This is a genomic window from Chryseobacterium sp. P1-3 (assembly GCF_000738495.1).
In the GTDB taxonomy this organism is placed as follows: Bacteria; Bacteroidota; Bacteroidia; order Flavobacteriales; family Weeksellaceae; genus Chryseobacterium; species Chryseobacterium gallinarum.
The window spans coordinates 192,103-217,622 of record NZ_JPEQ01000007.1 but is presented as its reverse complement, the minus strand read 5'-3'; the positions used below and the strand labels follow the sequence as shown (position 1 = coordinate 217,622).

Here is a 25,520-nt window from a genome sequence, read left to right as displayed (position 1 = left end):
TTGTTATTTTCAACCCTGTTTATCTTAACTTATGAAATCCCAAAGGTAATTCCTGTCAGATTATACTACAAATATTTATTTAATTTTAATTTTTTATTTAATTTTTTTTACAAAAGGTAATGTGATAAAAAAATAATTCCATAGGATATAATAATGATCAATATATCAATATACCAGTGTAACAATAACCACCAATGAAAATTGGAAGGCTGTTACACTGGTACATTTATAAATTAATTTACGTTTATTACTTTAGCTTATTCAAAGCGCTTTCCAGTTTCGGAAGCATCACTTTGATCTCGTCGATAGCAAGACCTCCTACTGACGCACGGAACCAAGGCTCTGATTTTTCTTCTCCGAATGCAGAGAAAGGAACCAAGGCAACCCCTGCTTCATTAATCAGATAAAATACCAGGTCTGATGAGTTTTCAATTACAGCTCCGTCAGGTTTAGTTTTTCCGATATAATCCAGTTTGATGGTAAGATAAAGTGCTCCCATCGGTTCGATACTGTCTACGGATAATCCTTTTCCTTTCAAATCCTGAATGCCTCCGTGAAGAACTTTTAAGCTTTCTTCCAGTTTAGCTTTAAAATCAGCTACGAATGTATTTACATTTTCAGGATTCTCATAGAATTTTGCAGTAGCTTCTTGTTCAGGCTTCGGTGCCCAGGCTCCTACGTGGGTAAGAAGCGCTTTCATTTTATCGATAATGTGGGCCGGCCCGAATCCCCATCCTACACGTACTCCTGTTGCTGCAAGACATTTTGAGATACCATCGATGTAGATGGTATATTCTTTCATTTCAGGGAAAAGGGAAACCGGATCTACGTGCTCTGCACCAAAAGTAAGGTTAGAATAAATCTGGTCATACATTAAGTATAACGGTTTTTCATCCGCTCTTCTTTTTTTGTTTTCAGCAATTACCAATTCACAGATTTCTGAAAGCTGCTCTTTGGTGAACATTGTTCCTGTTGGGTTTAGTGGAGAACACAAAGCCAATAGAACGGCTCCATCCAAATGAGGTTTTAAATCATCTGCTGTTGGAAGGAAATTGGTTTCCGGCTTTGTTTTTACCTCTACAGCATTCGCAGAAGTAAGGTAAGCATAATGATTATTGTTCCAGGATGGAGTTGGGTATACAACTTTATCTCCTTCATCTACGATAGTTTTGTATACAGCATAGATCAAAGGTCTTGATCCTGCGGTAATTAAAATATCATTAGGAGCATAATCCAGGTTCCATCTGTTTTTCAGATCTTTGGAAACCTCTTTTCTTAAAGATAAAAGTCCGTTGGCAGGTGGGTAATTTGTCAGATTATTCTGATAGGCTTTCTGAATCTCTTCCTTCAGCAATGCCGGGATAGGATAGATATTAGAATTCAGGTCACCAATAGTAAGATTGGCAATTTCTGCACCCTTTGCTTTTAGATCGTTTACTTCGTTACCAATTTTTACAATTTCAGAACCAATCAGGTTCGCCGCTAATTTTGAAACTTTCACTTTATTTCTTATTTAAAATTTACTATTATTACTCTACACGGATTCTCTCATGTATTTGATCTACCGGCATCTGTGCATCAAAAAGGGCTATTAGTTCTTTTGCTTTTTTTGCCGTATTGGAATTCGGATATTTTTTGATAATCCTATTGAATTCCGCTCTGTTTTCATCGTATAGTTTTCCGGTCCCTTTGTCGAAATCTATTTGGTAGGTTGGCGTATTATCCATTCCCAGAAGATAATCGATCAGGTACATATTATACCCTTCCTTTACCGTTTTCATCAACTTACTTTTAGGATATTTGTTGATGAAATTTTCCCAGAACATCAACCTATTTCCCAATTCTTCCCAAGAGATCATCAAACCGGCATCTGCTGCATAATTGGTCTCGCTTTCTTTGTCATTCTGCATAATATAAGTCTCATAATCCGGTGTCACTTTATTCTTAAAAACAGATGAATAATATCCCGGAACCGTCCAGATTTCAGTCATCCCTTCTCCTACTTCCCTGAATTCGAGACCTGCTTTTTTAAATTCGGTTGCGAGTTTTTTCACATTATCCGGAAGATTGTATCGTTCTTTTTCTGCATCATAATAATTGACATATTTGTCTAAAATGTCAGCATGCAAAGAACTTAGGCATTCTGTATATTTTTCTCTTATTTTTAGAAAGTCTTCATACGTTTTATCATTCTGTTCCAGACTGTTTCCTGCAATCTCCTTATCTGTTTTAGTACGATACCATTGAAGGGAGTTTATATAATCCTCCGTTTTATTGGCCGGAGAACAGGCTGTATCAATTGGTTTATACAGATCTTCTTTGGTTTCGTTTTTGGCAATTGAGTCATTTGCTGGTTTTACATCAGAAACTGTAACTTCCTTTTTACAGGAAACTACAGCTGCAAACAGTATACAAACTGTTATAATATTTTTTATCATCTGCTATCCGGTGATTAATCCAGTTTTAAATCTGTTTTAACCGCTCCAATTTTAGCTTCCAATGATTTCAATTTATCCTTAAAGTCAGCTTCAGAAGTGATGGCATCTTTTACGGAAACATAAAACTTAATTTTGGGTTCTGTTCCTGAAGGTCTTACACATACTTTTGTTCCATCCTGAGTATAGTATATCAATACATTAGACTTTGGAATATCAGCCATTACCTTTTTCTCATCCGTAGAAACGGTAAAGCTTGTCTGCTCTTTAAAATCCTTGATTTCTTCTACCGGAGAACCTGCCAATTCTTTTGGAGGATTTTCGCGGAAGTTTTTCATCATACTCTGGATTTCTTCTGCTCCTTCTCTTCCTTTTCTTACAATATTGATTAATCCTTCATAATACATTCCAAGATCTTTGTAGATCTCAATCATGTACTGATACATTGTTTTTCCGTTAGCCTTGCACCATGCAGCAATTTCACAAGCCAAGAGAATACTTCCGCAAGAGTCTTTATCACGAACAAAATCTCCTGTCATAAATCCGAAACTTTCTTCTCCACCGCATACGAATTTTTGTGTTCCTTCTGCTTCACGGATCATTTTCCCAATCCATTTGAATCCTGTAAGACCTACCTTACATTCTACTCCGAATTTTTGAGCAATATCATAGAAGATATCAGATGTTACAATCGTAGAACCAATAAACTCTTTTCCTGTAATTCTTCCCTGCTTTCTCCATTCGTTCAAAATGTAATAAGTAAGGATGGTATTGGTTTGGTTACCGTTCAGTAACTGCATTTCACCTTCAAGGTTTCTTACAGCAATTCCCAATCTGTCACCATCCGGATCTGTTCCGATCACGATATCAGCATTGGTTATTCTTGCAAGATCCAACGCCATTTCCAACGCTGCCGGTTCTTCCGGATTTGGAGAATCTACCGTTGGGAAGTTTCCACTTGGGATCATTTGCTCTTTTACCAGATCAATCTTTTTAAACCCGGCTTTTTCTAAAGCTTTTGGAATGGTTGTATAGGTAGTTCCGTGGATGGATGTGAAAACAATATTTAAGTTTTCTTTTCCTACATTCTGATAGGTAGAATTTTCAATGCAGGCATCGATGTACACATCATCCTGCTCCTCTCCGATCCATTCGATCAGATCATCATTTCCGTTAAACTTAATTTCATCGAATTTTACAGAATATACTTCCTTGATGATCGCTTCATCGTTGGGTGGTACGATCTGTGCCCCGTCATTCCAATAAACTTTGTAACCGTTATATTCAGGTGGGTTGTGAGAGGCTGTTAATACAATTCCTCCGTTACATTTTTTATCACGAACAGTGAAAGACAGTTCCGGAGTGGGTCTGTGGTCTTTGAAAAGCAATACTTTAATTCCGTTTGCTGTCAAAACATCGGCAACCAATTTTCCGAATTCTTTTGAATTATTACGAACATCATAAGCGATAGCGACTTTGATTTCTTCTCCCTTGAACTGCTGCAGCATATAGTTGGCAAGTCCCTGGGTGGCCTGTCCCAATGTATATTTGTTTAAGCGATTGGTTCCTACTCCCATAATACCGCGCATTCCTCCTGTTCCGAACTCAAGTTCTCTGTAAAAAGAATCTTCGAGGTCAGGTGAATTGCTGTCAATTAATAATTGTACGGCATCTCTTGTTTCTTTATCGAATGTTTCATGTAGCCAAAGTTTTGCTTTTTCTAATGTTGTCATATTTATGTTTGTTTTTTAAGCTGGAAGAAGGAAGCTGGAGGCTGGAAGATGTTTCTGTGCCGAGCTTCAGAATTCTGCTTTTTTTTATTATTCTGTTTTGTTTTTAAGCTGGAAGATCGAAGCTGGGAGATGGAAGTTTTCTCTTTTCCCAGTTTCAAGCTTTCTGCCTTTGTTTTTATATTTTGTTTTTAGGTTAAAAGAGGAAAAAGTATGGTAAACTAAAAGTTCTCCCGACTTCTGGCTTCCTTCTTCCAGCCTAAACTATCTGATTCCTAAAAGCCACAACCTGATTCATAAGGTTGTAACTTTCATCATACAATTTACTAAATTCTTCTTCTGTAATATATTTTCTATTTTTTGCTTTATATAAACAGGTTACCGTTTCAGCTAAAGAGCGGATTGAGTATCCTAAAAATTTTTTAAATTCTAGTTTAGATTGTAAAATGCTTCCTTCCGAAATATTCAGTGCTATAGAATCTGATGCCCGTCTTATTTGTGAGGTAAGATTGAACATCTCGTTCTTTGGAAATCCTTGAGACAAATTAAAAATATGCTCTCCAAAATCCATCGATTTTTGCCAGATCACTAATTTTTCAAATTTGAAGCTCATACATTTTGTTTTTTGGCTGGAAGAAGGAAGCTGGGAGATGGAAGTTTTCTCTTTTCCCAGTTTCAAGCTTTCTGCCTTTGTTTTTATATTTTGTTTTTAGGTTAAAAGAGGAAAAAGTATGGTAAACTAAAAGTTCTCCCGACTTCTGGCTTCCTTCTTCTAGCCTAAATTCAAACCTTTGCTCTTTATTTATTATTCTGTTTTGTTTTAAGCTGGAAGATCGAAGCTGGGAGATGGAAGTTTTCTCTTTTCCCAGTTTCAAGCTTTCTGCCTTTGTTTTTATATTTTGTTTTTAGGTTAAAAGAGGAAAAAGTATGGTAAACTAAAAGTTCTCCCGACTTCTGGCTTCCTTCTTCCAGCCTACTAATCCAGTTTCTTATTTTCAACTTTTGCCGTTTTCTCTACCTTAAACGCTCTGATCGGATCGTTATAATAGATAAATTTGGCAGTATTCTGAATATTTCCTTTCAAAGAATCTTTAACATTGACCTCTGCATAATTTCCGTTTTTAGAATCAATATTCAGGTTGGTGATTTTCCAGTAGGGAGCAATTAAACTTGCTGTGTCTGAAATCTTTATTACGGCTTCTTTCGTTAATCCCAAAAAATTGGCTCTACTTCTGTTCTGCATCTCCACTTCTGCTCTTCTGGTGTTTACAGATCCCATGAAACTTGCATTGTTTTTCATATTGAGTCTGAAATTATCTGTTTTAATTTCACTCGAAATATTCATTTCCACGGAATCGGAAACTGCTACTTTTTCTAGGTTATATTTTGAATAAATGGTCACGTTATAAAAATCCACTCCTTTTGTTCCTCTCTTTTCTTTAATGAAAAGTGTTTTATCTTTTACATCAACGTCAAGGTTATTTGCTATGTTGGGATACGTCTCAATTTCCACAAAATTTTTCGGGCCCCTGGCATAAAATACACGGAATTTACCATTCAGATCCAGATTAACAAACTCTGAAACATCCACATCTTTCTTTTCAATATTTCCTTTTGGAGAAACCTTACCACAGGAAATAACCGCCATCAGCATTAATGTGTATACTATTTTTTTCATATTTAATTTTAAATAATCTATTATCATTCTGATGATTAAACATAATCATTCGTATCGAAAATCCTCAAAGCCATTTTACATCTGATCCAGAGAATTCCCAACTCTATTATGTAACAAAAATAGGATTAAAATTTTTTAAAAAAACTTTGTCTTTTGACAATAAAAATACCTGATAATTTTCAATTTTTTTTACTTTTCAGGGAGAAGTTTAATTTTCTTTTTTGTCCTATTCTTATAAAATCAGAGGTTGAAATTTAACCCATTAAAAATAAAAGCCAGTAATTTCTACTTACAGGCATTCCATAAAAGAAAAAACATCTCAAAAAACATTACTTTTTGAGATGTTTTATAATATATATTGATATCATTTAATAACTATTTTCCGCCGAAGCAGAATAAATTGCTAGTGCTACCAAAATAACAACAATAATAATTCCAATAATTAAAGGTTTCCATATGGGTTTCTTTGGATATTCCGGTTCGTTGGGAAAATATTTCGGAACAAAATAATCCGATAATAATATCCCTCCTGCAAACCCGCAAACATAAGCCAGAGCACTGATGGGTTTATCCGGAATATTGACTATAATACCTGTCAATATGGTTATTACAATAGAAATTCCTAAAACAGTATAAGCTTCTTTCTTCTTATTGACATCCAATAGGTTTTGAAACAATAAAAACACCTCCGAAAAGCGTAGAAAGAAAAAATAGAAAATCCTAAAATTGATTTTTTAGAATAAATTTTGGGTAATTTTTCTTCCATTATATCACTTCATCAATATTATAGTTCTTATGCTCACGGTTGGTTCTGATAATCATTTCTCCTAAGAATCCGGCAACAAATAATAAGGTTCCCATGATCATCATCGTTAAAGCAATATAGAACCAAGGGTTATTGGTAATCAAGTGTCCATAAATCCCTCTGGCTACATCAATCAGTTTGGATACTCCCAACCAAAGGGCTGAAAGAAAACCGAAGATAAACATTAAGGTTCCTACTGCTCCAAAAAAATGCATGGGCCTTCCTCCAAACCGGCTTACAAACCAAAGCGTTACCAGATCTAAAAAACCTCTGATAAATCTTTCTGTTCCGAATTTTGAAGTTCCGTAAGGCCTTGCCTGATGCTGTACTTCTTTTTCAGTAATTCTTCTGAATCCTGCATTGGCAGCCAATACCGGGATATAACGGTGCATATCCCCGTATACATCAACGGATTTTACGACTTGTTTTTTGTAGGCTTTCAAACCACAATTGAAATCGTGAAGATATACTCCCGAAACTTTTCTGGCAGCAGCGTTGAATAATTTTGACGGTATATTTTTCGTCATCACATTATCAAAACGCTTCTTTTTCCAACCGGAAACGATATCGTAATTTTCATTAACAACCATATTGTAGAGCTCAGGAATCTCTTCCGGGAAGTCCTGTAAATCTGCATCCATGGTGATTACCACATCTCCGTTCGTTCTTGCAAAAGCGGCGTGAAGTGCCTGTGATTTCCCGTAATTTCTGGAAAATTTAATAGCGTGGATCTGAGGATACTGTACTTTCATATTCTCAATAATACTCCACGACAAATCCGTACTTCCATCATCTACAAACCAGATTTCATAAGATAAATTATTGGTTTTGCAAACGTTATCAATTCTTGAAAAAAGCTCTTCCAAAGAGTCTTCCTCGTTCAGTAACGGAATAACTATAGATAAATTCATTTAATTTTTAATAAAATTAGGCTTGATTGGCTTCTTCGGGCTGATAAACACTTCTCGTTCTGAAAAATGCTCCGAAAAACACCGACAAAACTACGTAAAATATAAGAATTGCTGCAAAATATCCTGAAAAATGACTTGCCGTAAGCATATCTTTTCCTTTCACAGCTTCAGGAGTAAAGCTTTGCAACCTTTCTTTGTATTTTTGATCCAGCTCATCAATATCTTTCTGATGTTTTAAAATTTTTCTTGCCGAAGTATATTCTGTATCCAGTTCTGATTTTTGTCTTTGAACATATTGATAGTTCAATAGGCTTTTGGCAGCCGGATCCACAAAGTTTAGAAAAGCATAAATACTGAAAATGGAAAGAATTCCCCCTATGAACATCGGAATAAATGCCCTCTTGAAAGCTTCTTTAAACTTTACAACTCTATGGTTGTTCCAATATGATTTAACAGACCAGAAAGCAGCACCCGCATATAAAACAGGTAAAATAAAAGCATTGGCTTTCAGTGAGATATCAAAATAATTGATTCCTGAAAAAAAAGTGTATACTACAAAAAAAACGATCATTGTAGCGATAAATAGTATAATTCCTAGTGTTGATGGACTTTTCGTCATGTTTAAATTTTTAGAAAAAAGTGAAAAATTATTCCTCTAAATGTCAGCTGCTTAGCTCTACCACTGCATTTTTTCGACAAATTTTCTTTAATAATGTTTTGAAGTTTACAAATATTTCCTACCTTTGCAACGGCAAGTCCTAAACAACCAGCTCCTGAGAATCCTCCAGGGTGGGAACGCAGCAAAGGTAATCGGTCGTAGCGGTGTGATTTAGGTAGCTTGCCATTTTTTTTTTGGTTTAAATGTGAGAAGAGAGGTAATTGGATAATTATCTTTTTTTGTTTTTAATACCTTACGCACTATTTTCATTGTTGATTTTTTAAAATTACCTCCTTTCTTTTATTGATTAAAATTCGAATGTCTCGCCCAGTTTCGGTAAAACAAGTTCTACATTTTTTATCTGCAAAATGCTTTAATGCACTTTCGTGGTTGATCTCGATTGCAGGGAATGTATCAAAATGACACCCGATTACTTTTGGCGTTTTTAAAAGTTCCGCAGCCGCAAAAGATGCTTTTCTCGGGCACATGGTGTAGTGACTACCGATAGGAAGAATAGAAAGGTCGATATTCCCGTATAATCTTGGGAATAGTTCCATATCTGCCATTACCCCTGTGTCTCCTGCCAAATAGATGTTTTTACCTTCAGGAAGCCTGAAAATATACCCTACAGGAACCCCTCCGTAGCTTCCATCCGGGAAAGAGCTTGTATGGTGAGCCGGAACCATGGAAATTTTAAGATCGTCGATTTTTGCTGATCCTCCCAAGTTTACATCGTCTGTATTTTTTGCCTGTTTAAAATACCCGCATACTTCAGGTACCCCGATTACAGTAGCCTCCGGATAATGCTGCAAAACTTCCGCAACATCTGCAATATGATCACCATGCGCATGGGTCAACAAAATGTAATCGATTTTCTGAGCGGCAATATTAAATCCCGACTCTGCTTTTTTGTAATTGTAAAAAGGGTCACTTAAAATAGTCTTGTCTTTGTAAGTAAACAAGAAACAATTTTGCCCTAAAAATTGTATTTTCATTGTACGTTTAATTTTTCAATTATTATGAAACACCAATGGCTCAAATAATTTCACAAATACACAATGAGGTAGTGACATTCGTGAAAGTGTTTGTGACATCCGTGGTTTATTCTTTTTATTTTATATCAATTCTATTTTTCAACTGAAATCTCCCCTGTTTTGGAATTTACTTTTGCTAAAAAATATAATGGAGCTTCTTCTTTATTTCTCTTATCGTTTTTATTTGCAAAGCCAATGTAATAAAACTCATATATATACATAACTTGATAAAACGAATCTATGTCATAAGGACTTTTTTTCTACCTTAATTTATCATTTGTAGAATCAGTCTCATATCCAAAGTAGTAGTATCCATCCTCAAAATAATAAAAAAATTGGTTTTAAGTCTTTAAACTCTTTTTCATTATTATTCTTTAAACTCTAATATTTCTCCAGTATTAGGATCAATCTTCATGAGATACCATATTCTGCCTTCTTTTCCAAGCTTATCGTCTTGATGAAAAAAGCCAATATTATATATTTTTTTTTTGTACAAATACTGTTTTATGAAAAACATCGTTTGTCGAAGATATTTTCATCTTAAATATTCTTTCAAAATTACCTTCATAAATTTGATTAAGCTTCTCTAAATTTACTTTGGACGATCTTTCAAAAGCAGAAAACTCAGGTGAGCCAGAATAAATTTTACTGTTAGAATTTTTACACCCTAATAATGTAAAAACTGACGTTAAAAAAGACATAATAATGTATTTTTTCATTTTATGGAAAGTTTTTACTTTCATTTTTAATAATATTTTGCTTTGCAAATTGGTTTGAATGTTGTCTAGAGGTGCTAATAAAAGATTTTAAATCCTCTAGTAAACCGCTTGGCATTTGAGTTGTGTCTGGAATATAATTACTCATTAGAGGTTTTGTAATGTTAAACGGAAATGCCTGTTGTATAGCAGTTTTCACGGCTGTAGTACATTGCTCTCCTGCCCAAGGCCAAACACTATAAACTTTTAAATGCTCATATCTTTCTTCCCACCATTCTATCATTTTTTTAGCTTCTCTTTCTTTTACATAAAATTCCACTTTGTGAACTTCTCCATAAATATTAGTTGGTCTTACTATATAATTACCATTACTATCCTTTATTCCATTCCATGGAAATGCAATATGTTCAAGAGCCATTTTTAATGTCACTTCTTCTGCTTTAATTTTTTTTCTCTCTGCTATACTCTCGCCCCACCAAGGTCTCCCCGGTGCAAATTTTTCATTAATGGTATAAACAGGCTGACCATCTTTATCCAGTGCTGTTAGATCAATATTATCATCCTTATCTCCATCTTCATTAAAATCATAATCATATCTTTTTTCACTTACAATTGTCTGTGCATAGTCTGGTCCATAATCAAAGTATCTATCTCCAATTGCCATAGCTGAGTGTCCTGCTAAACCTAAGGCACTAAGAGGATTATTTAGTAATGTATAAGACGAATGCGGCAATTCTATCAAAACCGTAATAAGCACCTCTTTTTCATACAGCATCAGATAGTCATCGCTGTCATGAGGTAAGTTTACGATATTACCTTTGTATTCACATTTTACATACAGTTCCAGTTCATCCCCTTCAAAGTTTTCCTGCAAAAGGACAAGACTACCTTCTCCGGTTGTCCATTCTATAAAGCCTTTATTGCCGATTATTTTCACTTTATTATAAGCTGTTGTGGTCCCTTGCACAGTAAGACTAAGCCTATCATCCAGAAATTCTACCCCATCAGAATCATATACCGTAAAAATGATTTCATCGCCGTCATCCACATGTTCGGTTTCTATATGAAAGCGGATGGTGCCTCCTATACCGGCTTCCTTTATAGAACAATCATCTTTATCCGTCCACCAGCCTCTCACAAAGTACATGGAGAGGAGCTTTCTTTTTATAGTTTTTTTTACATCGTATTCTACTCCTGGTGGCATAAGCTAAAGGGCTTCGATGATGGATAAATTTTATCTATTATTTCGGCGGAAATTTATCTTCAATCAAATTCAGTTTGATTCTATGCTCCAAATAGGCTTTACAGCCGTCTAAAACTGTTGTGAAACCACCTGTATTGTCATTAACCTGTCTTAAAAGGTCTTCCCCGGTCTGGCTGAATCCATAGCTTTTAATCACAACAAGGGTTCCGTTTTCCATGGTTTTAAACTCATAGTCTACATTCACGGAAGGTTCACCCCACTCTGTTTTAATGAGTTGGTTCGGGATAATCTGATGAACTTTCACTACGTTTTTTACTCCATACATTTCCCATTCCCAGGTAACCGTTTTACCCTCTTCTAATTTTCCGGTAGATTTGGTAAACCAGAAATTAGTCGTTACTTCAGGATTGATGAATGCTTCAAAAACATCTTCAATCGGTTTTCTGATAAGCATTTGTGCTTCGACGTAGACATTGGAACTCATGATATACTATTTTAGATTTAATTAAATAAATTAAGTCCGGCCGCCGTAAGAATAGCCATTACAAACGTCATGATTCCCACCTGCTTCAAATATTGATCTAATTCTTTCGGCTCTTTTACCGACATAATATTTCTTCTCAGTTTTGCTAACGGGAACAACAGGATCATTACAATAAAAACATAATAATTTTGCTCCTGTATAAATCCGTTTACGCCTAAAAAGATAAGGATAAGGATCAAAGGAAGCTGTAACAGGATCATTTCATAAATCATGGCATTTTTGAATCCGATTCTCAATGCAAAACTGTTCTTTCCAGATAATTTATCACTTTCAATATCCCTCATATTGTTAAGGTTAAGGACCGCCATACTCATCATACCCACTGCTGTTCCCGGCAATAACATATCCCAGCTGAAAGTTTTTGTAAACAGGAAATAGCTGCCGCATACGGAAACCAATCCAAAGAAGATAAATACGAAAATATCTCCAAGCCCCATATACCCATAAGGCTTCTTCCCTACCGTATATCCGATAGCTGCTAAAATACTTGCCACTCCCAATCCGATGAAGATATAAAATTCATTCATATGTTCCGGAATAAAAGCTACATATAGCAACGCAATTGTCGCCATAAAAGATAATGCAGAGAAAAGAATCACAGCATTTTTCATTTGTTTTGCTGTAATTTTTCCTGATGCCACTGCCCTTGCTTCCGCTTCATTGATTCTTTTGGCATCCGTTCCTTTTACTCCATCGCCATAATCATTGGCATAGTTTGATAAAATCTGATACAAAAGCGTTACCAAAAGTGCGAGTGCAAAAATTCTCCAGTCCCATATTCCGCCTTCCCTGTATAATCTCCATTTGGCAATGAAAGCTCCCATAATAATCCCGCTTAATGAAAGCGGTAAAGTTCGTAGCCTTGCGGCTTTTATCCAATCAATCATTCTATTTTATATACTGAATTTATAAAATTATTTGAATCGTATTCTATTTCTGTAGCTTCAAATTTTGTATTCAAAACATTATAAGTAAACCATTTACCTCCATGAATAATCAATTTATCTACATTGTCCAGATCCCATTCATCTATACATTTTGAACAGCGCAACAGTCTTCCCCCTTCATTCAACAGAAAAGTATTTTCGCCTATCTCCTCAATCCAGCTGTAGATGCCCGGAAGGATAATTTCTTCATTTTCATTTATTATTCCCCATTTGCCATTGGGATGAAAACGATGAACTGATATATCTGTGCGGATTTTATTCAGCTTAGCCTGGACAATTTCTGTTTCAGGATCAATTTCGTCCGTATATCCTGTAGATGAATACCAGTTGCCTTGAAAAATCTTAAAGTTTTTACTCATTGAGCATTTTTCAACAAAATCATAAGTCTGCTTCAAGAGTTGCTCTCCATTAAAATTGATAATGCTAAAATCTGTTTTTTTCTCCGACTTTTTCCCAATTCTGAGACCGTTTTCAACTACCTCATCAATATGATTGAAACCAGGATAGGTTCTTTTCTTATTGCCTTCGGTATCAAAACAGATTATTTCATTTTCATCTACAGCAAAGATGGTCTCTTCAGCAGTTCTCACAATAACATCAAGATAAGCTTTATCTAGAATATAATTTCCTGTATTATCTATAACTTGCTTTCTTACAACATTATCATAGTCTATTATACAGACCACAAACAGATTATATCTATAAACTTCATCCACATTGAAACCATCCAGTTCTATTTCTATTACCTCATTATCGATCACCGCGATATCCGGAAACAAACCTATATTACCTCTTTTTTCCTGTTTGATAAATCTGCCTTTTTCATCAAAATAATACATTTGTTCTAAGAAAGTTTCCGGTTCTACTGTATCTTCAAAAGAAGTGGTACAAACAAAAACATTAAACAGCTCATAAAACCGGACTGAATTAAAATAAGGCAATATGAGTATGCTATTATTCTCTTCGGAACAAATACCATAACAGGTTCCGTATTTCCATGGATTTATAGCCTTTGTATCTGTCAGATAAATATTTCTAAATCTTGAACTGCAGTCTTCAGAAGGCATTTTGCCTACTTCAAACTCACGGTCATTCATATGGAAACGATACCAGATATGCTCACTATATTCAGATTTGAATTCAATTAGTGGAAAACAATCTTTCCCAGAGAAATCCTTATCAGGATTATCATAGAAATACCGATCTGATAAATACTGTTCAAAATCAGTATAGAGAAGAAATTCACTTTCCTTTCTTCTTTCTTTACTTGCTATATTTCTCTCAAGATCTTCCCGACGAATTCTCATGGCCTACAAAAATAGTTTACCAATCTACGATATCCATTGATCTTCTCCGAAGTTCGGTTTTCTTTTTTCCAGGAATGCGTTTCTTCCTTCTTTGGCTTCTTCTGTCATATAAGCTAAACGGGTTGCCTCTCCTGCGAACACCTGCTGTCCTACCATACCATCGTCTGTAAGGTTCATAGCGAACTTCAGCATTCTGATAGAAGTTGGGGATTTTGCTAATATCTCCTGGGCCCATTCATAAGCGGTATCTTCCAGCTCGGCATGAGGAACCACTTTGTTTACCATTCCCATTTCAAACGCTTCCTGAGCAGAGTAGTTTCTTCCTAAAAAGAAGATCTCACGGGCTTTTTTCTGTCCTACCATTTTTGCAAGGTAAGCCGATCCGTATCCTCCGTCAAAACTTGTTACATCTGCATCGGTTTGTTTGAAAATTGCATGCTCTTCACTTGCCAATGTCAGGTCACAAACAACATGAAGGGAGTGACCACCTCCTACAGCCCATCCGGGAACCACCGCAATGACTACTTTAGGCATAAAACGGATCAAACGCTGCACTTCAAGAATATTCAAACGGTGTCTTCCGTCTTCTCCTACGTATCCCTGATGACCTCTTGCTTTCTGATCTCCTCCACTACAGAAAGCCCAGCCTCCGTCTTTAGGGCTCGGTCCTTCTCCTGAAAGTAAAACCACCCCTATTGAAGGATCTTCATAGGCATCATAAAAAGCATCGTATAATTCTGAAGTCGTTTTAGGTCTGAAGGCATTACGGACTTCCGGTCTGTTGAAAGCAATTCTTGCAACCCCATTACATTTTTTGTAGGTAATATCTTCGTATTCTTTGGCGGTTTTCCACTCGATCATCGTATAAAAATTTTTCTCAAAGATACGGAATTACAAAGAATTTCCGGGCTGAAATTTAGCACTCCCGCATTGTCATTGACAAAGGCTGGAAGCTGGAAGAAAAGAAGCCCGAAGCTTCGGCCGTCATTACTGAAAGTCAATGACATCATTAATTTTACCTGAAGATAATAAAGCTGTAATAGCCGCTTTTATTTCCTAAAAAACAAAAACCGGAACGTGAACATTCCGGCTTTTATAAATTGAGTTATTGATGATTACTTTGCTTTAGCGCTAAGCTCAGCTTCTTTAGCTTTCATTTCTTTAACTTTATCCATATTTTTAGTCACTACATAAATTTCTTTCAAAGTAGTAACTGCATCAAGACTTTCAGGAGCCGATTTATACCATGCTTCTGCAAAAGGTAAAGCTTTGGCGAACCTATCTCTTCTTGCGTCAATCAGCTTTGAAGCTTCGTCCGGCTTATCTTTTCTCAAAGCATTGATATCAGATACTGTTTTTGCATCATCTCCGATAGTTGTATATACCAGGTTCTGATAAGCATCTGCAAAGCCAGGCTTAAGCTCTATTGCTTTTTTGAACGATTCAATAGCATCATTTGTAGTAGCAGGATTCTTAGCCTGCATTACCCCAAGATTATACCAGTTGGTAGCATCATTAGGGTTTTTAGCCAACTGCTCTCTTAAACCTGCAACGAATTTATCCGTATTTCCTGATTGAAGATAAGCTGTAGTTTGAGCCTCTTTAAGTTTAGCATTGTTTGGAAATTTAGCTAATCCTTTTTCTATAATGGCAAGAGCTTCAGTTCCTTTCTTCTGGTTAAGAAGCAAAGAAGCTAATGTTTCATACAGATCCGGTTCAATACTTTTAGATTGCTCTGTTTTGAAATCTGAATAATCAGAATTCTTTTTCATAAGCTCCCAGGTTGTTTTATCAAGGTTTACTACCTGACCTGTCTTTTTTTTCTTTTGCAGTATAGGTAGTCTCCACTCCTGTAAATCCGGAGTTGATCAGGTCTGTATATATTTTAATTGCAGCATCAGCGTTGTTTGCTAACGCCTGACTAAGTCCTGCATAATACATATATATTTTATTGTCCTGACCATTTGCCTTCAATAAGTCGTAAACTTCTACAAACTTAGGTGCTGCAGCTGCATAATTTTTTGCATTATATGCATCCATAGCTGCCTTATTAGCTTCCTGAAGCTTAGCATTCACATCTCCTTTCTGTCCGAAAACAAAGGCAGAAGCTACGATAGCCATTCCTAAAATTAGTTTCTTCATAATAACTATTTTATATTAATTGTACAATTTATTCTTCAGAATCAGAATTCCCCCCATCCTCTGCCGGGTCATTTTCAGCCTGAGGTGCTATATTTTCGTCTTCAAGGTTATCAAATAAAGTTCCTGTTCCTTCCTCATTTTCTTCAGCTTCCACCTCTTCATCTTCTACATCTTTATCCATTGCTACTTTTGCGATGGCTGCAATTTCGTCATTCTTCTTAAGATTGATCACTCTTACTCCCTGGGTATTTCTTCCCATTACCCTCATTTCATCCATTCCCATTCTGATGGCAACACCGGATTTATTGATGATCATCAATCCATCTTCGTCTGTCACATTCTGAATAGCAATCAGGTTTCCTGTTTTTTCGGTAATGTTCAGGGTAATAACTCCTTTTCCTCCTCTGTTCGTAATCCTGTAATCTTCTACTGCAGTTCTCTTACCATATCCTTTTTCAGATACCACAAGAACTGTTTCATTTTCTACATCATTCACAACAATCATACCAATAGCTTCGTCTCCGTCTTCAAGAAGAATACCTCTTACCCCGATAGATCCTCTACCTACTTCCCTTACTTTTTCTTCAGGGAAACGGATACACTTACCGTTTTTCGTAGCGATCATGATCTGAGAAGAACCATTGGTAAGATAAGCCCCTAACAATTGGTCATTATCTCTGATTTCAATAGCATTTACCCCATTTACCCTTGGTCTGGAATACGCTTCAAGTGATGTTTTCTTAATGGTTCCGTTCTTTGTTACCATTACAACACTCATCTGGTTTACATATTCAGAATCTTTAAGGTTATTGGTTCTGATATATGCTTTAATCTTATCATCCGGTTCAATGTTGATAAGGTTCTGTACCGCTCTTCCTTTTGCTGTTTTTGAGCCTTCAGGGATTTCAAACACCCTCAGCCAGTAACATCTTCCTTTTTCTGTGAAGAACAGCATATATTGGTGATTGGTTGCAGAAACAATATATTCAAGGAAGTCAGAATCTCTTGTGGTAGCAGCTTTATTTCCTACACCGCCTCTACTTTGGATTTTATATTCTGAAAGAGAAGTTCTCTTAATATATCCTGCGTGAGAAATGGTAAGAACTACAGATTCGTTCGGAATGATGTCTTCAATAGACATTTCTCCTCCTGAATAATCAATTTCAGTTCTTCTCTCGTCACCATATTTTTCTTTAATTTCGATCAATTCATCTTTAATGATCTGGAATCTTCTAGGCTCATTAGCTAAAATATCTTCCAAATTTGCAATTTCTTTCATGATCGCATCATATTCATCACGGATCTTATCAAGCTCCATTCCTGTAAGACGAGCTAATCTCAGATCAAGAATCGCCTGGGCCTGAATTTCTGAAAGCTCGAATGCCTCAATCAAACCTTCTTTTGCAGCCTGAGGGTTAGCACTGTGACGGATGATAGAAATGGCTTTATCCAAGGCATCCTGGGTTCCGATCACCTTCATGAATCCTTCCAGGATATGTGCTCTTTCTTTTGCTTTTTTAAGTTCAAACTGAGTTCTTCTTATGATGATCTCATGTCTGTGCTCTACGAAATGACTGATGATATCTTTTAAGTTTAACTGCTCCGGTCTTCCGTGTACCAGCGCAATATTATTTACGCTGAAAGAAGTCTGCAGAGCTGTATATTTATATAGAAGATTCAGAACCACATTCGGGATAGCATCATTTTTTAATTCATAAACGATACGAAGTCCTTTTCTATCAGATTCATCTCTGATTTCATGGATACCGGGAATTTTTTCATCTTTCACCAATTCTGCGGTCCTGGCAATCATCTCAGCTTTGTTCACCTGATAAGGAACCTCCGTTACAATAATTGCATTTCTGTTACCGATTTCCTCAAAGTTAACTTTTGCTCTTAGCACTACTCTTCCTCTACCGGTGTGGAAAGCGTCTCTTACACCATCATAACCGTAGATGATACCCCCTGTAGGGAAATCCGGAGCGATAATATGCTGCATCAATTCATCGATGGTAATTTCTTTGTTATCGATATAAGCACAGATAGCGTCTACAGATTCCGATAAGTTGTGAGGTGCCATATTCGTCGCCATCCCTACTGCAATACCTGAAGCTCCGTTCACCAAAAGGTTTGGAATTTTCGTAGGCATCACGGTTGGCTCCTGCAAACTGTCGTCAAAGTTATTCTGGAAATCAACGGTTTCTTTGTCCAGGTCTGAAAGAACCTCATCAGAGATTTTTTTCAATCTTGCTTCAGTATAACGCATTGCTGCCGGTGGATCGCCATCCATGGAACCGAAGTTTCCTTGTCCGTCTACCTGTGGATAACGCAAGCTCCATTCCTGAGCCATTCTTACCATTGCATCATATACAGAGGAATCTCCGTGTGGGTGATATTTACCCAAAACATCCCCAACAATTCTCGCAGATTTTAAATATTTTCTATTAGAAAAAACCCCTAATCCATACATACCATATAGCACTCTTCTATGAACGGGTTTCAAGCCGTCTCTTACATCGGGTAACGCTCTTGAAACGATAACCGACATCGAATAATCGATATAAGACGACTTCATTTCATCAACAATGTTGATAGGAATCAGTCTTTCTCCTTCTTTTTGCATAAACAAATTTATTATAATGATAGTCAGACCTTTAGCTGTGTGTCTGAAAATTATTTATTTCCAATTTTTATTAACGGGCTAATTTACGAAAAAAATTGCCGATTTTTGCTGTAGAATTTATCCAAAAAATCTTAAAAAATTCATAAAATATGAGCGTATTAAGTATAACTTTCCATTGTACAAAAGATAACCTTGAAGAATGGGAAAATTATATTGATGAAACCCTGGTTTTAATGACTGAAAACTTAATGGATGTCAACAAATATATCCTTTCTGACGTACATAGTGATTATATTGAAGAAGGTAAAAATTACAACCTCCTTTTAATGTTTGATAATGATGAGCTCCGGGAAGATTTCGTTAAAAGTGAGCTTTTAAATATTTCCGAGAGAATTGAAAAGAAATTTGGTCAGGAAGTCATGATCTTTAATACTTTCCTGAATCCGAAAAAATCAAGATTATAAGATAAAAAAAGAAAAGCACCGATTGGATTCGGTGCTTTTCTTTTTTTATCTGTGATGTCCACGACCACGTCCCCTGTGGTGGTGACCACGATCCTCATAAATATACACTTTTTTAACATGTCCGGGTGCATAATACCTTGCGCTTCCACCATAAAATCTTTTTGCATGACCGGGAGGCATTCTCCTTCCGTGAGGCTCATGTACAATACAAGAGGACAGCATCAGCATCACCACACCGGCCCCGATAATCTTAAACATACTTTTCATTATTTTCACTTTTTCAAACTTAGTAGCGAAATATATCAAGCTTAATGCCAAAAATGCTGAAAACAAGATACTACAGCTAAAAAATTAACTGCAAAATTTATAGTTTAATAGCGGCCATGTCTTTTTTTAACCTGCCCCGGGGCATAATCTTTTGCGCTTCCTCCATATATTTTTTTGGCCTGTCCCGGTGGAAGTGGTTTCGGACGATGACCATAATCATGGACAACGCAAGAGGTTAACATGAGTGTTACAATAAGAACACCCGTCATTTTGATTATACTTTTCATTTTTTAAATCTTAGTTGTGAAATATATCAAGGTTAGTGCCAATCCTTCACACGCAGTGGCTGAAAATGAATTGAGGGATAATGAATATCCGGTCCCCCATTCCGGTTTCATTACATCATTCCGCTTCTTTTTTCAAACATAATAACGTCTTTCCATTCTCCATTAAGTTTTCCAAGCTTTTTGCGAACCCCTACTATTCTGAAACCATTTTTCTGATGAAACTTAACAGAAGCTTCATTATCGGCAAAGATATTGGTCTGCAAAGTCCAGAAACCGTGATCCTCGCTATCTAAAATCAGTTTTTTTAACAAAACCGATCCTAATCCTTTCCCTTGGTAATCATTGTCAAAGTAAATACTTACTTCTGCAACCCCTTTAAAACATTCTCTCTTGCTTACAGGTTTTAAAGCACACCATCCCACCACTTCGTTATTTTCATTTTCCAGCACCCAGCGGCAGGTATTAAAGTATTCCATATCCCAGGCTTCTGCAGTAGGCACTTCCGTTTCAAATGTGGCCATACCACTATCGATTCCCTGCCTGAAGATTTCCAACACTCTGGGTTCATCCCCGGGAATCATTTCTCTTAATTCGTAATTCATTGTATTAATGATATTTTCTTTTCATTTTTCTTTTGATTCTTGAATAGTGGGTTTGTTTTGTCTTTTCATCTTCGGAAACCACACTGATATTACCATCCACTTCAAGTACTGATAGTTTTACATGATCTATTGTTTCAATACCATGTTCTCTTATAGCTTCTTCAAGTTCTCCCCTGGTAATTTTCACCCTATTCAATGCCGCCTGATCTACTACCCCATCTTTTATAAGGATCACAGGGTCATCTTCCATAAATGTCTCAAACGAGCGGCTGGAAAACATAATTCTTTTTAAAATAAAATTAGCCACAAACAAAACCAATGCGGCTACAAGACCTCCCTCCAGCGAAGTATTCTGCCCTACCATCGCATTCTGAACAGCATTGGAAATTAAAAGCAATAAAACCACATCTCCTGCATTCAGCTGAGATAATTGATTTTTACCAAATAACCGAATTGCAATTACCATAAAAAGGTAAACACAAAGGGAGCGAACAGCAACGTTAAGAATAGGGTCCATCATTTTTTTATCAATTCAAATGTATTGATTTTTTTATTATTGTATTAATGTATTTCATACAAATGTAGTAATGATAGAAACAGGAGTATTTTAAAGCTTATTGTTATTCGCATCTTTTATTATTTTATTCCGTGTCGCCCTGTTTTCACATATGTATCTGGTATACATTTTGAAGCTATATGAGGATATTATATTATAATGATGAAAAGACTGTTTTTTCTATATTTAGGCTTCCTTCTGAGCGTTATAGCTTGTCAGAAAAAAGAATCCTCAATTGCTGTACCAAACGACAATATCTCCATTACGAAAAAGATAAATGAACTTTACAGCTTATACGGAAAATCCAATGAAGCTATCTACAACCAACCAATTGCGGATGATCTGTTCACCCCCGATCTCAAAAAAATAGTAGAGAATGCCATAAATGCTTCCAAAGCGGATATTGAGAAAGTAAAAAACAGTACCCATCCTGATGAAAAACCTTTGATATTTGAAGGAGCAATTTTTTCAAGTTTGTATGAAGGATATACCGGATATAAAATCCGTTCTATAGACATGCATAATAAAACAGCGAGTGCATTTGTTCAGTTCGAATACAACCAGACAACCCCAAAACTATTGTGGACAGATAAGGTACACCTCATCAATACAGATAAAGGATGGAGGATTGATAATATCATCTTTGACACGATAGGCAACTCCAAAGATCTTAAAGCAACACTGACTGATTTTGCAAAGAGCACCCATCAATAAAAAAACCGCTAAAAAGCGGTTTATTTTTTTAAGGACACTGAACGATTGGAATTTCGCTGCAAATTACTTTGCCAGCCCATTCACAGTAGGTACAATATTGTTTAGGTTCTCCTCCGTACACTGACTTCAAATCTGATTTAGACAGTTTCTTTAAATTTTTCATATAGTTTTAATTTTATGGTTTTGTAAAATTATAACGAATTTATTTTTGATATATTACAAATTCATTTTAAAATTTTACAAAATTTTCATATATAATATAAAATTAGAACGAATACAAATATATAACTCAAAGAAATCAAGCAAGATATGGAATTTTGATATTTTTCAGATTCCAGAGGTACCAAAATTAATTTTCAGAGTTCCTGTAGTTGAACTGATTAATTTTACTCCAGCTCTCTTTTCAGAAACTTCCCTGTCAGGCTCTTTTTAGATTTTACAATCTCTTCAGGGGTTCCCTGCGCTACAATTTGCCCTCCATGTTTCCCTCCTTCGGGGCCTACATCGATGATATGGTCCGCCAGTTTTATCACATCCATATTATGTTCAATGATAATGAAAGAGTTCCCTAACTCCACCAATTGATTGATGGCATCCATCAGGATTTTTACGTCTTCAAAGTGGAGTCCCGTTGTAGGTTCATCCAGAATATACAGGGTATTTCCGGTTTGCCTTTTGGATAATTCCGTGGCCAGCTTGATACGTTGCGCCTCTCCTCCGGAAAGTGTTGTAGACTGCTGCCCAAGAGTAATATATCCCAACCCCACATCCTGTAATGTTTTCACTTTTGCAAAAATTTTAGGAATCGGCTGGAAAAATTCCACTGCTTCATCGATGGTCATATCCAATACATCAGAAATAGACTTTCCTTTGTAGCGTACCTCAAGAGTTTCCCTGTTGAAGCGTTTTCCGTTACAGGTTTCACAATGTACATATACATCGGGAAGGAAGTTCATCTCGATCACTTTCAGTCCCCCGCCCTGGCAGGTTTCACATCTTCCCCCTTTTACATTGAAAGAGAATCTTCCCGGTTTATACCCCCGGATTTTACTTTCGGGTAACTCTGCAAACAGGTTTCTGATATCTGTAAACATTCCTGTGTAAGTCGCCGGATTTGAACGGGGTGTTCTTCCGATCGGCGTCTGGTCTACATCTACAATTTTGTCGATATTATCAAGGCCTTCAATTTTTTTGTATGGTAAAGGTTCCTGAACGGCCCTATAAAAATGTTTATTAAGAATCGGATATAAGGTTCCATTGATCAGTGAAGATTTTCCACTTCCCGAAATTCCGGTTACCACTACCAGTTTTCCCAGAGGAATATCGAGGGTTACATTTTTAAGATTGTTTCCTGTGGCCCCTTTTAATACTATGCTCTTTCCGCTGCCTGCTCTTCTTTCTGCAGGAACTTCAATTTTTCTTTTCCCGTTGATGTACTGAGCGGTAATCGTATCGGCTTTTATTAAATCTTCCGGTTTTCCCTGCCAAAGGATCTCCCCTCCGAATTTTCCGGCCTTCGGACCAATATCCAGCACCTCATCAGCCTCCAGGATCATGTCTTTATCATGTTCTACCACCAATACTGAATTTCCGATATCCCTGAGGTTTTTCAATGAATGGATCAGTCTTTCATTATCCCTCTGGTGAAGCCCGATACTGGGTTCATCCAGAATATACAATACATTCACCAGCTGGGACCCGATCTGTGTTGCCAAACGGATCCTTTGGGATTCCCCTCCTGATAAGGTTTTAGAGCTCCTGCTTAAACTCAGGTAGTCCAAGCCTACATCCAGCAGGAACTGAAGCCTGGTTTCAATCTCTTTTAAAATCTCATGGGCAATGATTTTATTTTTCTCTGAGAATTTATCTTTAACATCAGCCAGCCATTCTTTTAAATCAGCCAGGCTTAATGCATTCACCTCAGCAATATTTTTCCCGTCTATTTTAAAACTCAGGCTCGACGGCTGAAGACGGGTTCCATGACATTCCGGACAGGTTTCTTCTGTGGTGAAGTGTCTTTCCAATACAATGGCTTCATAAGATTCCCTTTCATCAATAATTTCTTCCATGAAGGCGATCAACCCATCAAAACTGATCTTTATTTTCTTGGTAATTCCCGCGTATTTCAGGTCTTTATTAAATTCTTTATGACAGCCGTTATAAATATAATCCAATGCTTCTTCAGGAATGTCCTGTAATGGAGTCGCCATTCCAAGGCCAAAGATTTCAAGAATATTTTTAATCTGTGACAGAATCCATTTATTGGATTTAATATCTTCCAACGGCAGCAATCCCCCCTGATTGATTGATAGTTTAGGATTGTCTATAAAGTAATCTGTATTTATCTTTTTAATGGTTCCCAATCCCTTACAGTTCGGACAGCTTCCCTTCGGTGAATTGAACGAGAAGGTGTTAGGCTCCGGTAATGCTAAGGAATGTCCGGTCTCTGCGTCCATCAGATTTTTGGAGAAATATTCGATTTCCGTACTTCCCAGTTTCTGGATCCCGATAATTCCTTCCCCCATTTCCATGGCAGTTCGCAGTGATTTTTCCATTCTGCTTTCTGAAGCGCTTTCCCCTATAATCCAACGATCGATAACAATATCGATATCGTGGGTTTTATAACGGTCAAGTTTCAGATCGTATTCGATATCCTGAAGCTCACCGTCAATTCTTGCCTGCCCATAGCCCTTTTTCGCCATCTGAACGAAAAGCTCATGATAATGACCTTTTCTGGAACGTACAACGGGGGCCAGAAGCATAATTTTTTCTCCGGTATAATTCTCTTTGATGGCTTCCAGGATCTGATCCTCGGTATAGCTCACCAGTTTTTTTTCCTGTAGCCAAAGAATAGGCATCAGAAACCCTGGCATATAAAAGACGGAGAAAGTCATATAATTCTGTGACCGTTCCTACTGTGGAACGCGGGTTTTTGTTGGTTGTTTTTTGCTCAATTGCAATAACGGGTGAAAGTCCTTCAATTTTATCTACATCTGGACGCTCCAATCCTCCGAGAAACTGACGTGCATACGCAGAGAATGTTTCTATATAACGGCGCTGTCCTTCCGCAAAGATGGTATCAAAAGCCAGTGAAGATTTTCCGCTTCCCGAAAGACCGGTAATAACAACCAGCTCATTGCGCGGAATTTTAACATTAATATTCTTAAGATTGTGTTCACGAGCTCCGTAAACTTCTATATATTCTGTTGATTTGCTCATAATTCAGAGTGATTTTGCCTGAAAATCACAACGTGCAAAATTACGGAATTTTATGGAATTTTTTAATTGTAAACAGGATAAAAGTTTCTTGTCAATGAGATACTTGTATGTTGTCTGAAATATTTCCGGTTTTATCTTATACGCCATCACTTTTACCCGGTCTGTTGTTAAAGATTTACACTTTAACTGCAGCATTCTTTTTCCTGGCTATTGTACTGGCATAATGTCTTTTTACAAAATCATACAGGATGAGCTCATGCAACCTATTCTGGGCAGGAATAAGCCTGTTGAGCAACATGTGTATCAAATCAAAAGCGATTGTGCCCGATGATAGTTTCTTTTCTATTTGTATTTGTTTCATTGAGGCTACAATGGGTGACAGTTCTTTATATCTTTTTTTACAAAGTGTATATAAGCTGTTATAGTTCTGATCTTCAATAATCTCAACCTGCGAAAACACACTTTCTATTTTTATCTTATTTTCCCTGTATTTTTCATTCAATTGTTTTGAGTTGAATTGATTAAATCCGAACTCCGTTTTAAATGAGTCGCTCATCCTGCTTATGATGTCCATTTTATCTTCATCTTCAGTATAAAACAAGTCTAAGGTATCGTCGATCAGTTTTAAACCGATAATCCATTTTACATCTTCACTGTTTTTATACCGGGTACCGATT

25 protein-coding genes, 1 other RNA gene and 2 pseudogenes are annotated in these 25,520 nt (G+C 36.5%); 3 read left to right on the top strand and 25 right to left on the bottom strand.

The genetic code is table 11. The features are described from left to right. Positions 1 to 247: 247 nt before the first annotated feature. The 9 genes from HX13_RS09510 to HX13_RS09470 form a co-directional block, all read right to left on the bottom strand. Positions 248 to 1,501: a pyridoxal phosphate-dependent aminotransferase gene (locus tag HX13_RS09510; protein ID WP_050020887.1), complete on the bottom strand. Its 1,254-nt coding sequence runs from the start codon at positions 1,499 to 1,501 to the stop codon at positions 248 to 250. Positions 1,502 to 1,529: 28 nt separating this feature from the next. Beyond that, positions 1,530 to 2,438: a hypothetical protein gene (locus HX13_RS09505; protein WP_050020886.1), complete on the bottom strand. Its 909-nt coding sequence runs from the start codon at positions 2,436 to 2,438 to the stop codon at positions 1,530 to 1,532. Positions 2,439 to 2,452: 14 nt separating this feature from the next. Then, positions 2,453 to 4,168 carry a phospho-sugar mutase gene (locus HX13_RS09500; protein ID WP_050020885.1) on the bottom strand — a complete coding sequence of 572 codons (1,716 nt, stop codon included), beginning with the start codon at positions 4,166 to 4,168 and terminating at the stop codon, positions 2,453 to 2,455. Between the two features lie 256 nt (positions 4,169 to 4,424). Then, positions 4,425 to 4,778, bottom strand: a complete 354-nt coding sequence (locus HX13_RS09495; RefSeq protein ID WP_050021391.1) for a four helix bundle protein — start codon at positions 4,776 to 4,778, stop codon at positions 4,425 to 4,427. Between the two features lie 185 nt (positions 4,779 to 4,963). Next, complete coding sequence (locus tag HX13_RS09490; RefSeq protein WP_050020884.1) at positions 4,964 to 5,164, bottom strand: hypothetical protein; 201 nt, start codon at positions 5,162 to 5,164, stop codon at positions 4,964 to 4,966. Next, on the bottom strand, positions 5,142 to 5,843 hold the full coding sequence (locus HX13_RS09485) for a GIN domain-containing protein (protein WP_050021390.1): 702 nt from the start codon (positions 5,841 to 5,843) through the stop codon (positions 5,142 to 5,144). The genes HX13_RS09490 and HX13_RS09485 overlap by 23 nt, the downstream gene beginning before the upstream one ends. A gap of 368 nt (positions 5,844 to 6,211) precedes the next feature. Continuing rightward, the gene (locus HX13_RS09480) at positions 6,212 to 6,505 is read right to left on the bottom strand and encodes a hypothetical protein (protein ID WP_050020883.1); all 294 of its coding nucleotides are present in this window, start codon (positions 6,503 to 6,505) and stop codon (positions 6,212 to 6,214) included. 103 nt (positions 6,506 to 6,608) lie between these two features. Beyond that, positions 6,609 to 7,559, bottom strand: coding sequence for a glycosyltransferase family 2 protein (locus HX13_RS09475; RefSeq protein ID WP_050020882.1), 951 nt, complete (start codon positions 7,557 to 7,559; stop codon positions 6,609 to 6,611). Between the two features lie 16 nt (positions 7,560 to 7,575). Then, positions 7,576 to 8,178, bottom strand: coding sequence for a DUF4199 domain-containing protein (locus tag HX13_RS09470; protein WP_050020881.1), 603 nt, complete (start codon positions 8,176 to 8,178; stop codon positions 7,576 to 7,578). 130 nt (positions 8,179 to 8,308) lie between these two features. Here HX13_RS09470 and ffs point away from each other — a divergent pair. Then, positions 8,309 to 8,406, top strand: an RNA gene (gene ffs / locus HX13_RS22005) — signal recognition particle sRNA small type. Positions 8,407 to 8,524: 118 nt separating this feature from the next. Here the strand turns inward: ffs and HX13_RS09465 are convergent. The 9 genes and pseudogenes from HX13_RS09465 to gyrA all read right to left on the bottom strand — a co-directional run bounded on the left by HX13_RS09465 (position 8,525) and on the right by gyrA (position 18,734). Further along, positions 8,525 to 9,212: pseudogene (locus HX13_RS09465) on the bottom strand (metal-dependent hydrolase). 759 nt (positions 9,213 to 9,971) lie between these two features. Further along, on the bottom strand, positions 9,972 to 11,171 hold the full coding sequence (locus HX13_RS09455) for a hypothetical protein (RefSeq protein ID WP_050020879.1): 1,200 nt from the start codon (positions 11,169 to 11,171) through the stop codon (positions 9,972 to 9,974). Between the two features lie 37 nt (positions 11,172 to 11,208). Then, positions 11,209 to 11,655 (bottom strand): SRPBCC family protein, encoded by a 447-nt coding sequence (locus tag HX13_RS09450; protein ID WP_050020878.1) that lies wholly within the window; start codon positions 11,653 to 11,655, stop codon positions 11,209 to 11,211. Positions 11,656 to 11,672: 17 nt separating this feature from the next. After that, on the bottom strand, positions 11,673 to 12,602 hold the full coding sequence (gene menA / locus HX13_RS09445) for a 1,4-dihydroxy-2-naphthoate octaprenyltransferase (RefSeq protein ID WP_050020877.1): 930 nt from the start codon (positions 12,600 to 12,602) through the stop codon (positions 11,673 to 11,675). Then, positions 12,599 to 13,969: a hypothetical protein gene (locus tag HX13_RS09440; protein WP_050020876.1), complete on the bottom strand. Its 1,371-nt coding sequence runs from the start codon at positions 13,967 to 13,969 to the stop codon at positions 12,599 to 12,601. Before HX13_RS09440 ends, menA begins: the two co-directional genes overlap by 4 nt. A 24-nt stretch (positions 13,970 to 13,993) precedes the next feature. Beyond that, complete coding sequence (locus HX13_RS09435) at positions 13,994 to 14,830, bottom strand: 1,4-dihydroxy-2-naphthoyl-CoA synthase (RefSeq protein ID WP_002979196.1); 837 nt, start codon at positions 14,828 to 14,830, stop codon at positions 13,994 to 13,996. Between the two features lie 254 nt (positions 14,831 to 15,084). Beyond that, on the bottom strand, positions 15,085 to 15,741 hold the full coding sequence (locus HX13_RS23980; protein WP_238555205.1) for a tetratricopeptide repeat protein: 657 nt from the start codon (positions 15,739 to 15,741) through the stop codon (positions 15,085 to 15,087). Positions 15,742 to 15,760: 19 nt separating this feature from the next. Beyond that, positions 15,761 to 16,111, bottom strand: coding sequence for a hypothetical protein (locus tag HX13_RS23975; RefSeq protein ID WP_238555204.1), 351 nt, complete (start codon positions 16,109 to 16,111; stop codon positions 15,761 to 15,763). Positions 16,112 to 16,139: 28 nt separating this feature from the next. Next, positions 16,140 to 18,734 (bottom strand): DNA gyrase subunit A, encoded by a 2,595-nt coding sequence (gyrA, locus tag HX13_RS09425; RefSeq protein ID WP_050020875.1) that lies wholly within the window; start codon positions 18,732 to 18,734, stop codon positions 16,140 to 16,142. 149 nt (positions 18,735 to 18,883) lie between these two features. Between gyrA and HX13_RS09420 the strand changes: the two genes are divergently transcribed. Beyond that, on the top strand, positions 18,884 to 19,198 hold the full coding sequence (locus HX13_RS09420) for a DUF4286 family protein (RefSeq protein WP_050020874.1): 315 nt from the start codon (positions 18,884 to 18,886) through the stop codon (positions 19,196 to 19,198). A gap of 45 nt (positions 19,199 to 19,243) precedes the next feature. Here HX13_RS09420 and HX13_RS09415 read toward each other — a convergent pair whose 3' ends face one another. The 4 genes from HX13_RS09415 to HX13_RS09400 form a co-directional block, all read right to left on the bottom strand. Continuing rightward, the gene (locus HX13_RS09415) at positions 19,244 to 19,465 is read right to left on the bottom strand and encodes a hypothetical protein (protein ID WP_050021389.1); all 222 of its coding nucleotides are present in this window, start codon (positions 19,463 to 19,465) and stop codon (positions 19,244 to 19,246) included. Positions 19,466 to 19,569: 104 nt separating this feature from the next. Beyond that, complete coding sequence (locus HX13_RS09410; protein ID WP_050020873.1) at positions 19,570 to 19,752, bottom strand: hypothetical protein; 183 nt, start codon at positions 19,750 to 19,752, stop codon at positions 19,570 to 19,572. A gap of 110 nt (positions 19,753 to 19,862) precedes the next feature. Further along, complete coding sequence (locus tag HX13_RS09405) at positions 19,863 to 20,354, bottom strand: GNAT family N-acetyltransferase (protein ID WP_050020872.1); 492 nt, start codon at positions 20,352 to 20,354, stop codon at positions 19,863 to 19,865. A 4-nt stretch (positions 20,355 to 20,358) separates the two neighbouring features. Continuing rightward, positions 20,359 to 20,871, bottom strand: a complete 513-nt coding sequence (locus HX13_RS09400) for a DUF421 domain-containing protein (RefSeq protein ID WP_050021388.1) — start codon at positions 20,869 to 20,871, stop codon at positions 20,359 to 20,361. 198 nt (positions 20,872 to 21,069) lie between these two features. Between HX13_RS09400 and HX13_RS09395 the strand changes: the two genes are divergently transcribed. Then, on the top strand, positions 21,070 to 21,624 hold the full coding sequence (locus HX13_RS09395; protein WP_050020871.1) for a hypothetical protein: 555 nt from the start codon (positions 21,070 to 21,072) through the stop codon (positions 21,622 to 21,624). 28 nt (positions 21,625 to 21,652) lie between these two features. On the opposite strand, the gene HX13_RS26320 is transcribed toward HX13_RS09395, so the two are convergent. The 3 genes and pseudogenes from HX13_RS26320 to HX13_RS25495 all read right to left on the bottom strand — a co-directional run bounded on the left by HX13_RS26320 (position 21,653) and on the right by HX13_RS25495 (position 25,519). Then, positions 21,653 to 21,787, bottom strand: coding sequence for a bacteriocin-like protein (locus tag HX13_RS26320; RefSeq protein ID WP_082129230.1), 135 nt, complete (start codon positions 21,785 to 21,787; stop codon positions 21,653 to 21,655). Positions 21,788 to 22,010: 223 nt separating this feature from the next. Further along, positions 22,011 to 24,843 (bottom strand): annotated as a pseudogene (uvrA, locus tag HX13_RS09390) (excinuclease ABC subunit UvrA). Between the two features lie 175 nt (positions 24,844 to 25,018). Beyond that, the gene (locus HX13_RS25495; RefSeq protein ID WP_262483539.1) at positions 25,019 to 25,519 is read right to left on the bottom strand and encodes a thiopeptide-type bacteriocin biosynthesis protein; all 501 of its coding nucleotides are present in this window, start codon (positions 25,517 to 25,519) and stop codon (positions 25,019 to 25,021) included. Position 25,520 lies beyond the last annotated feature (1 nt).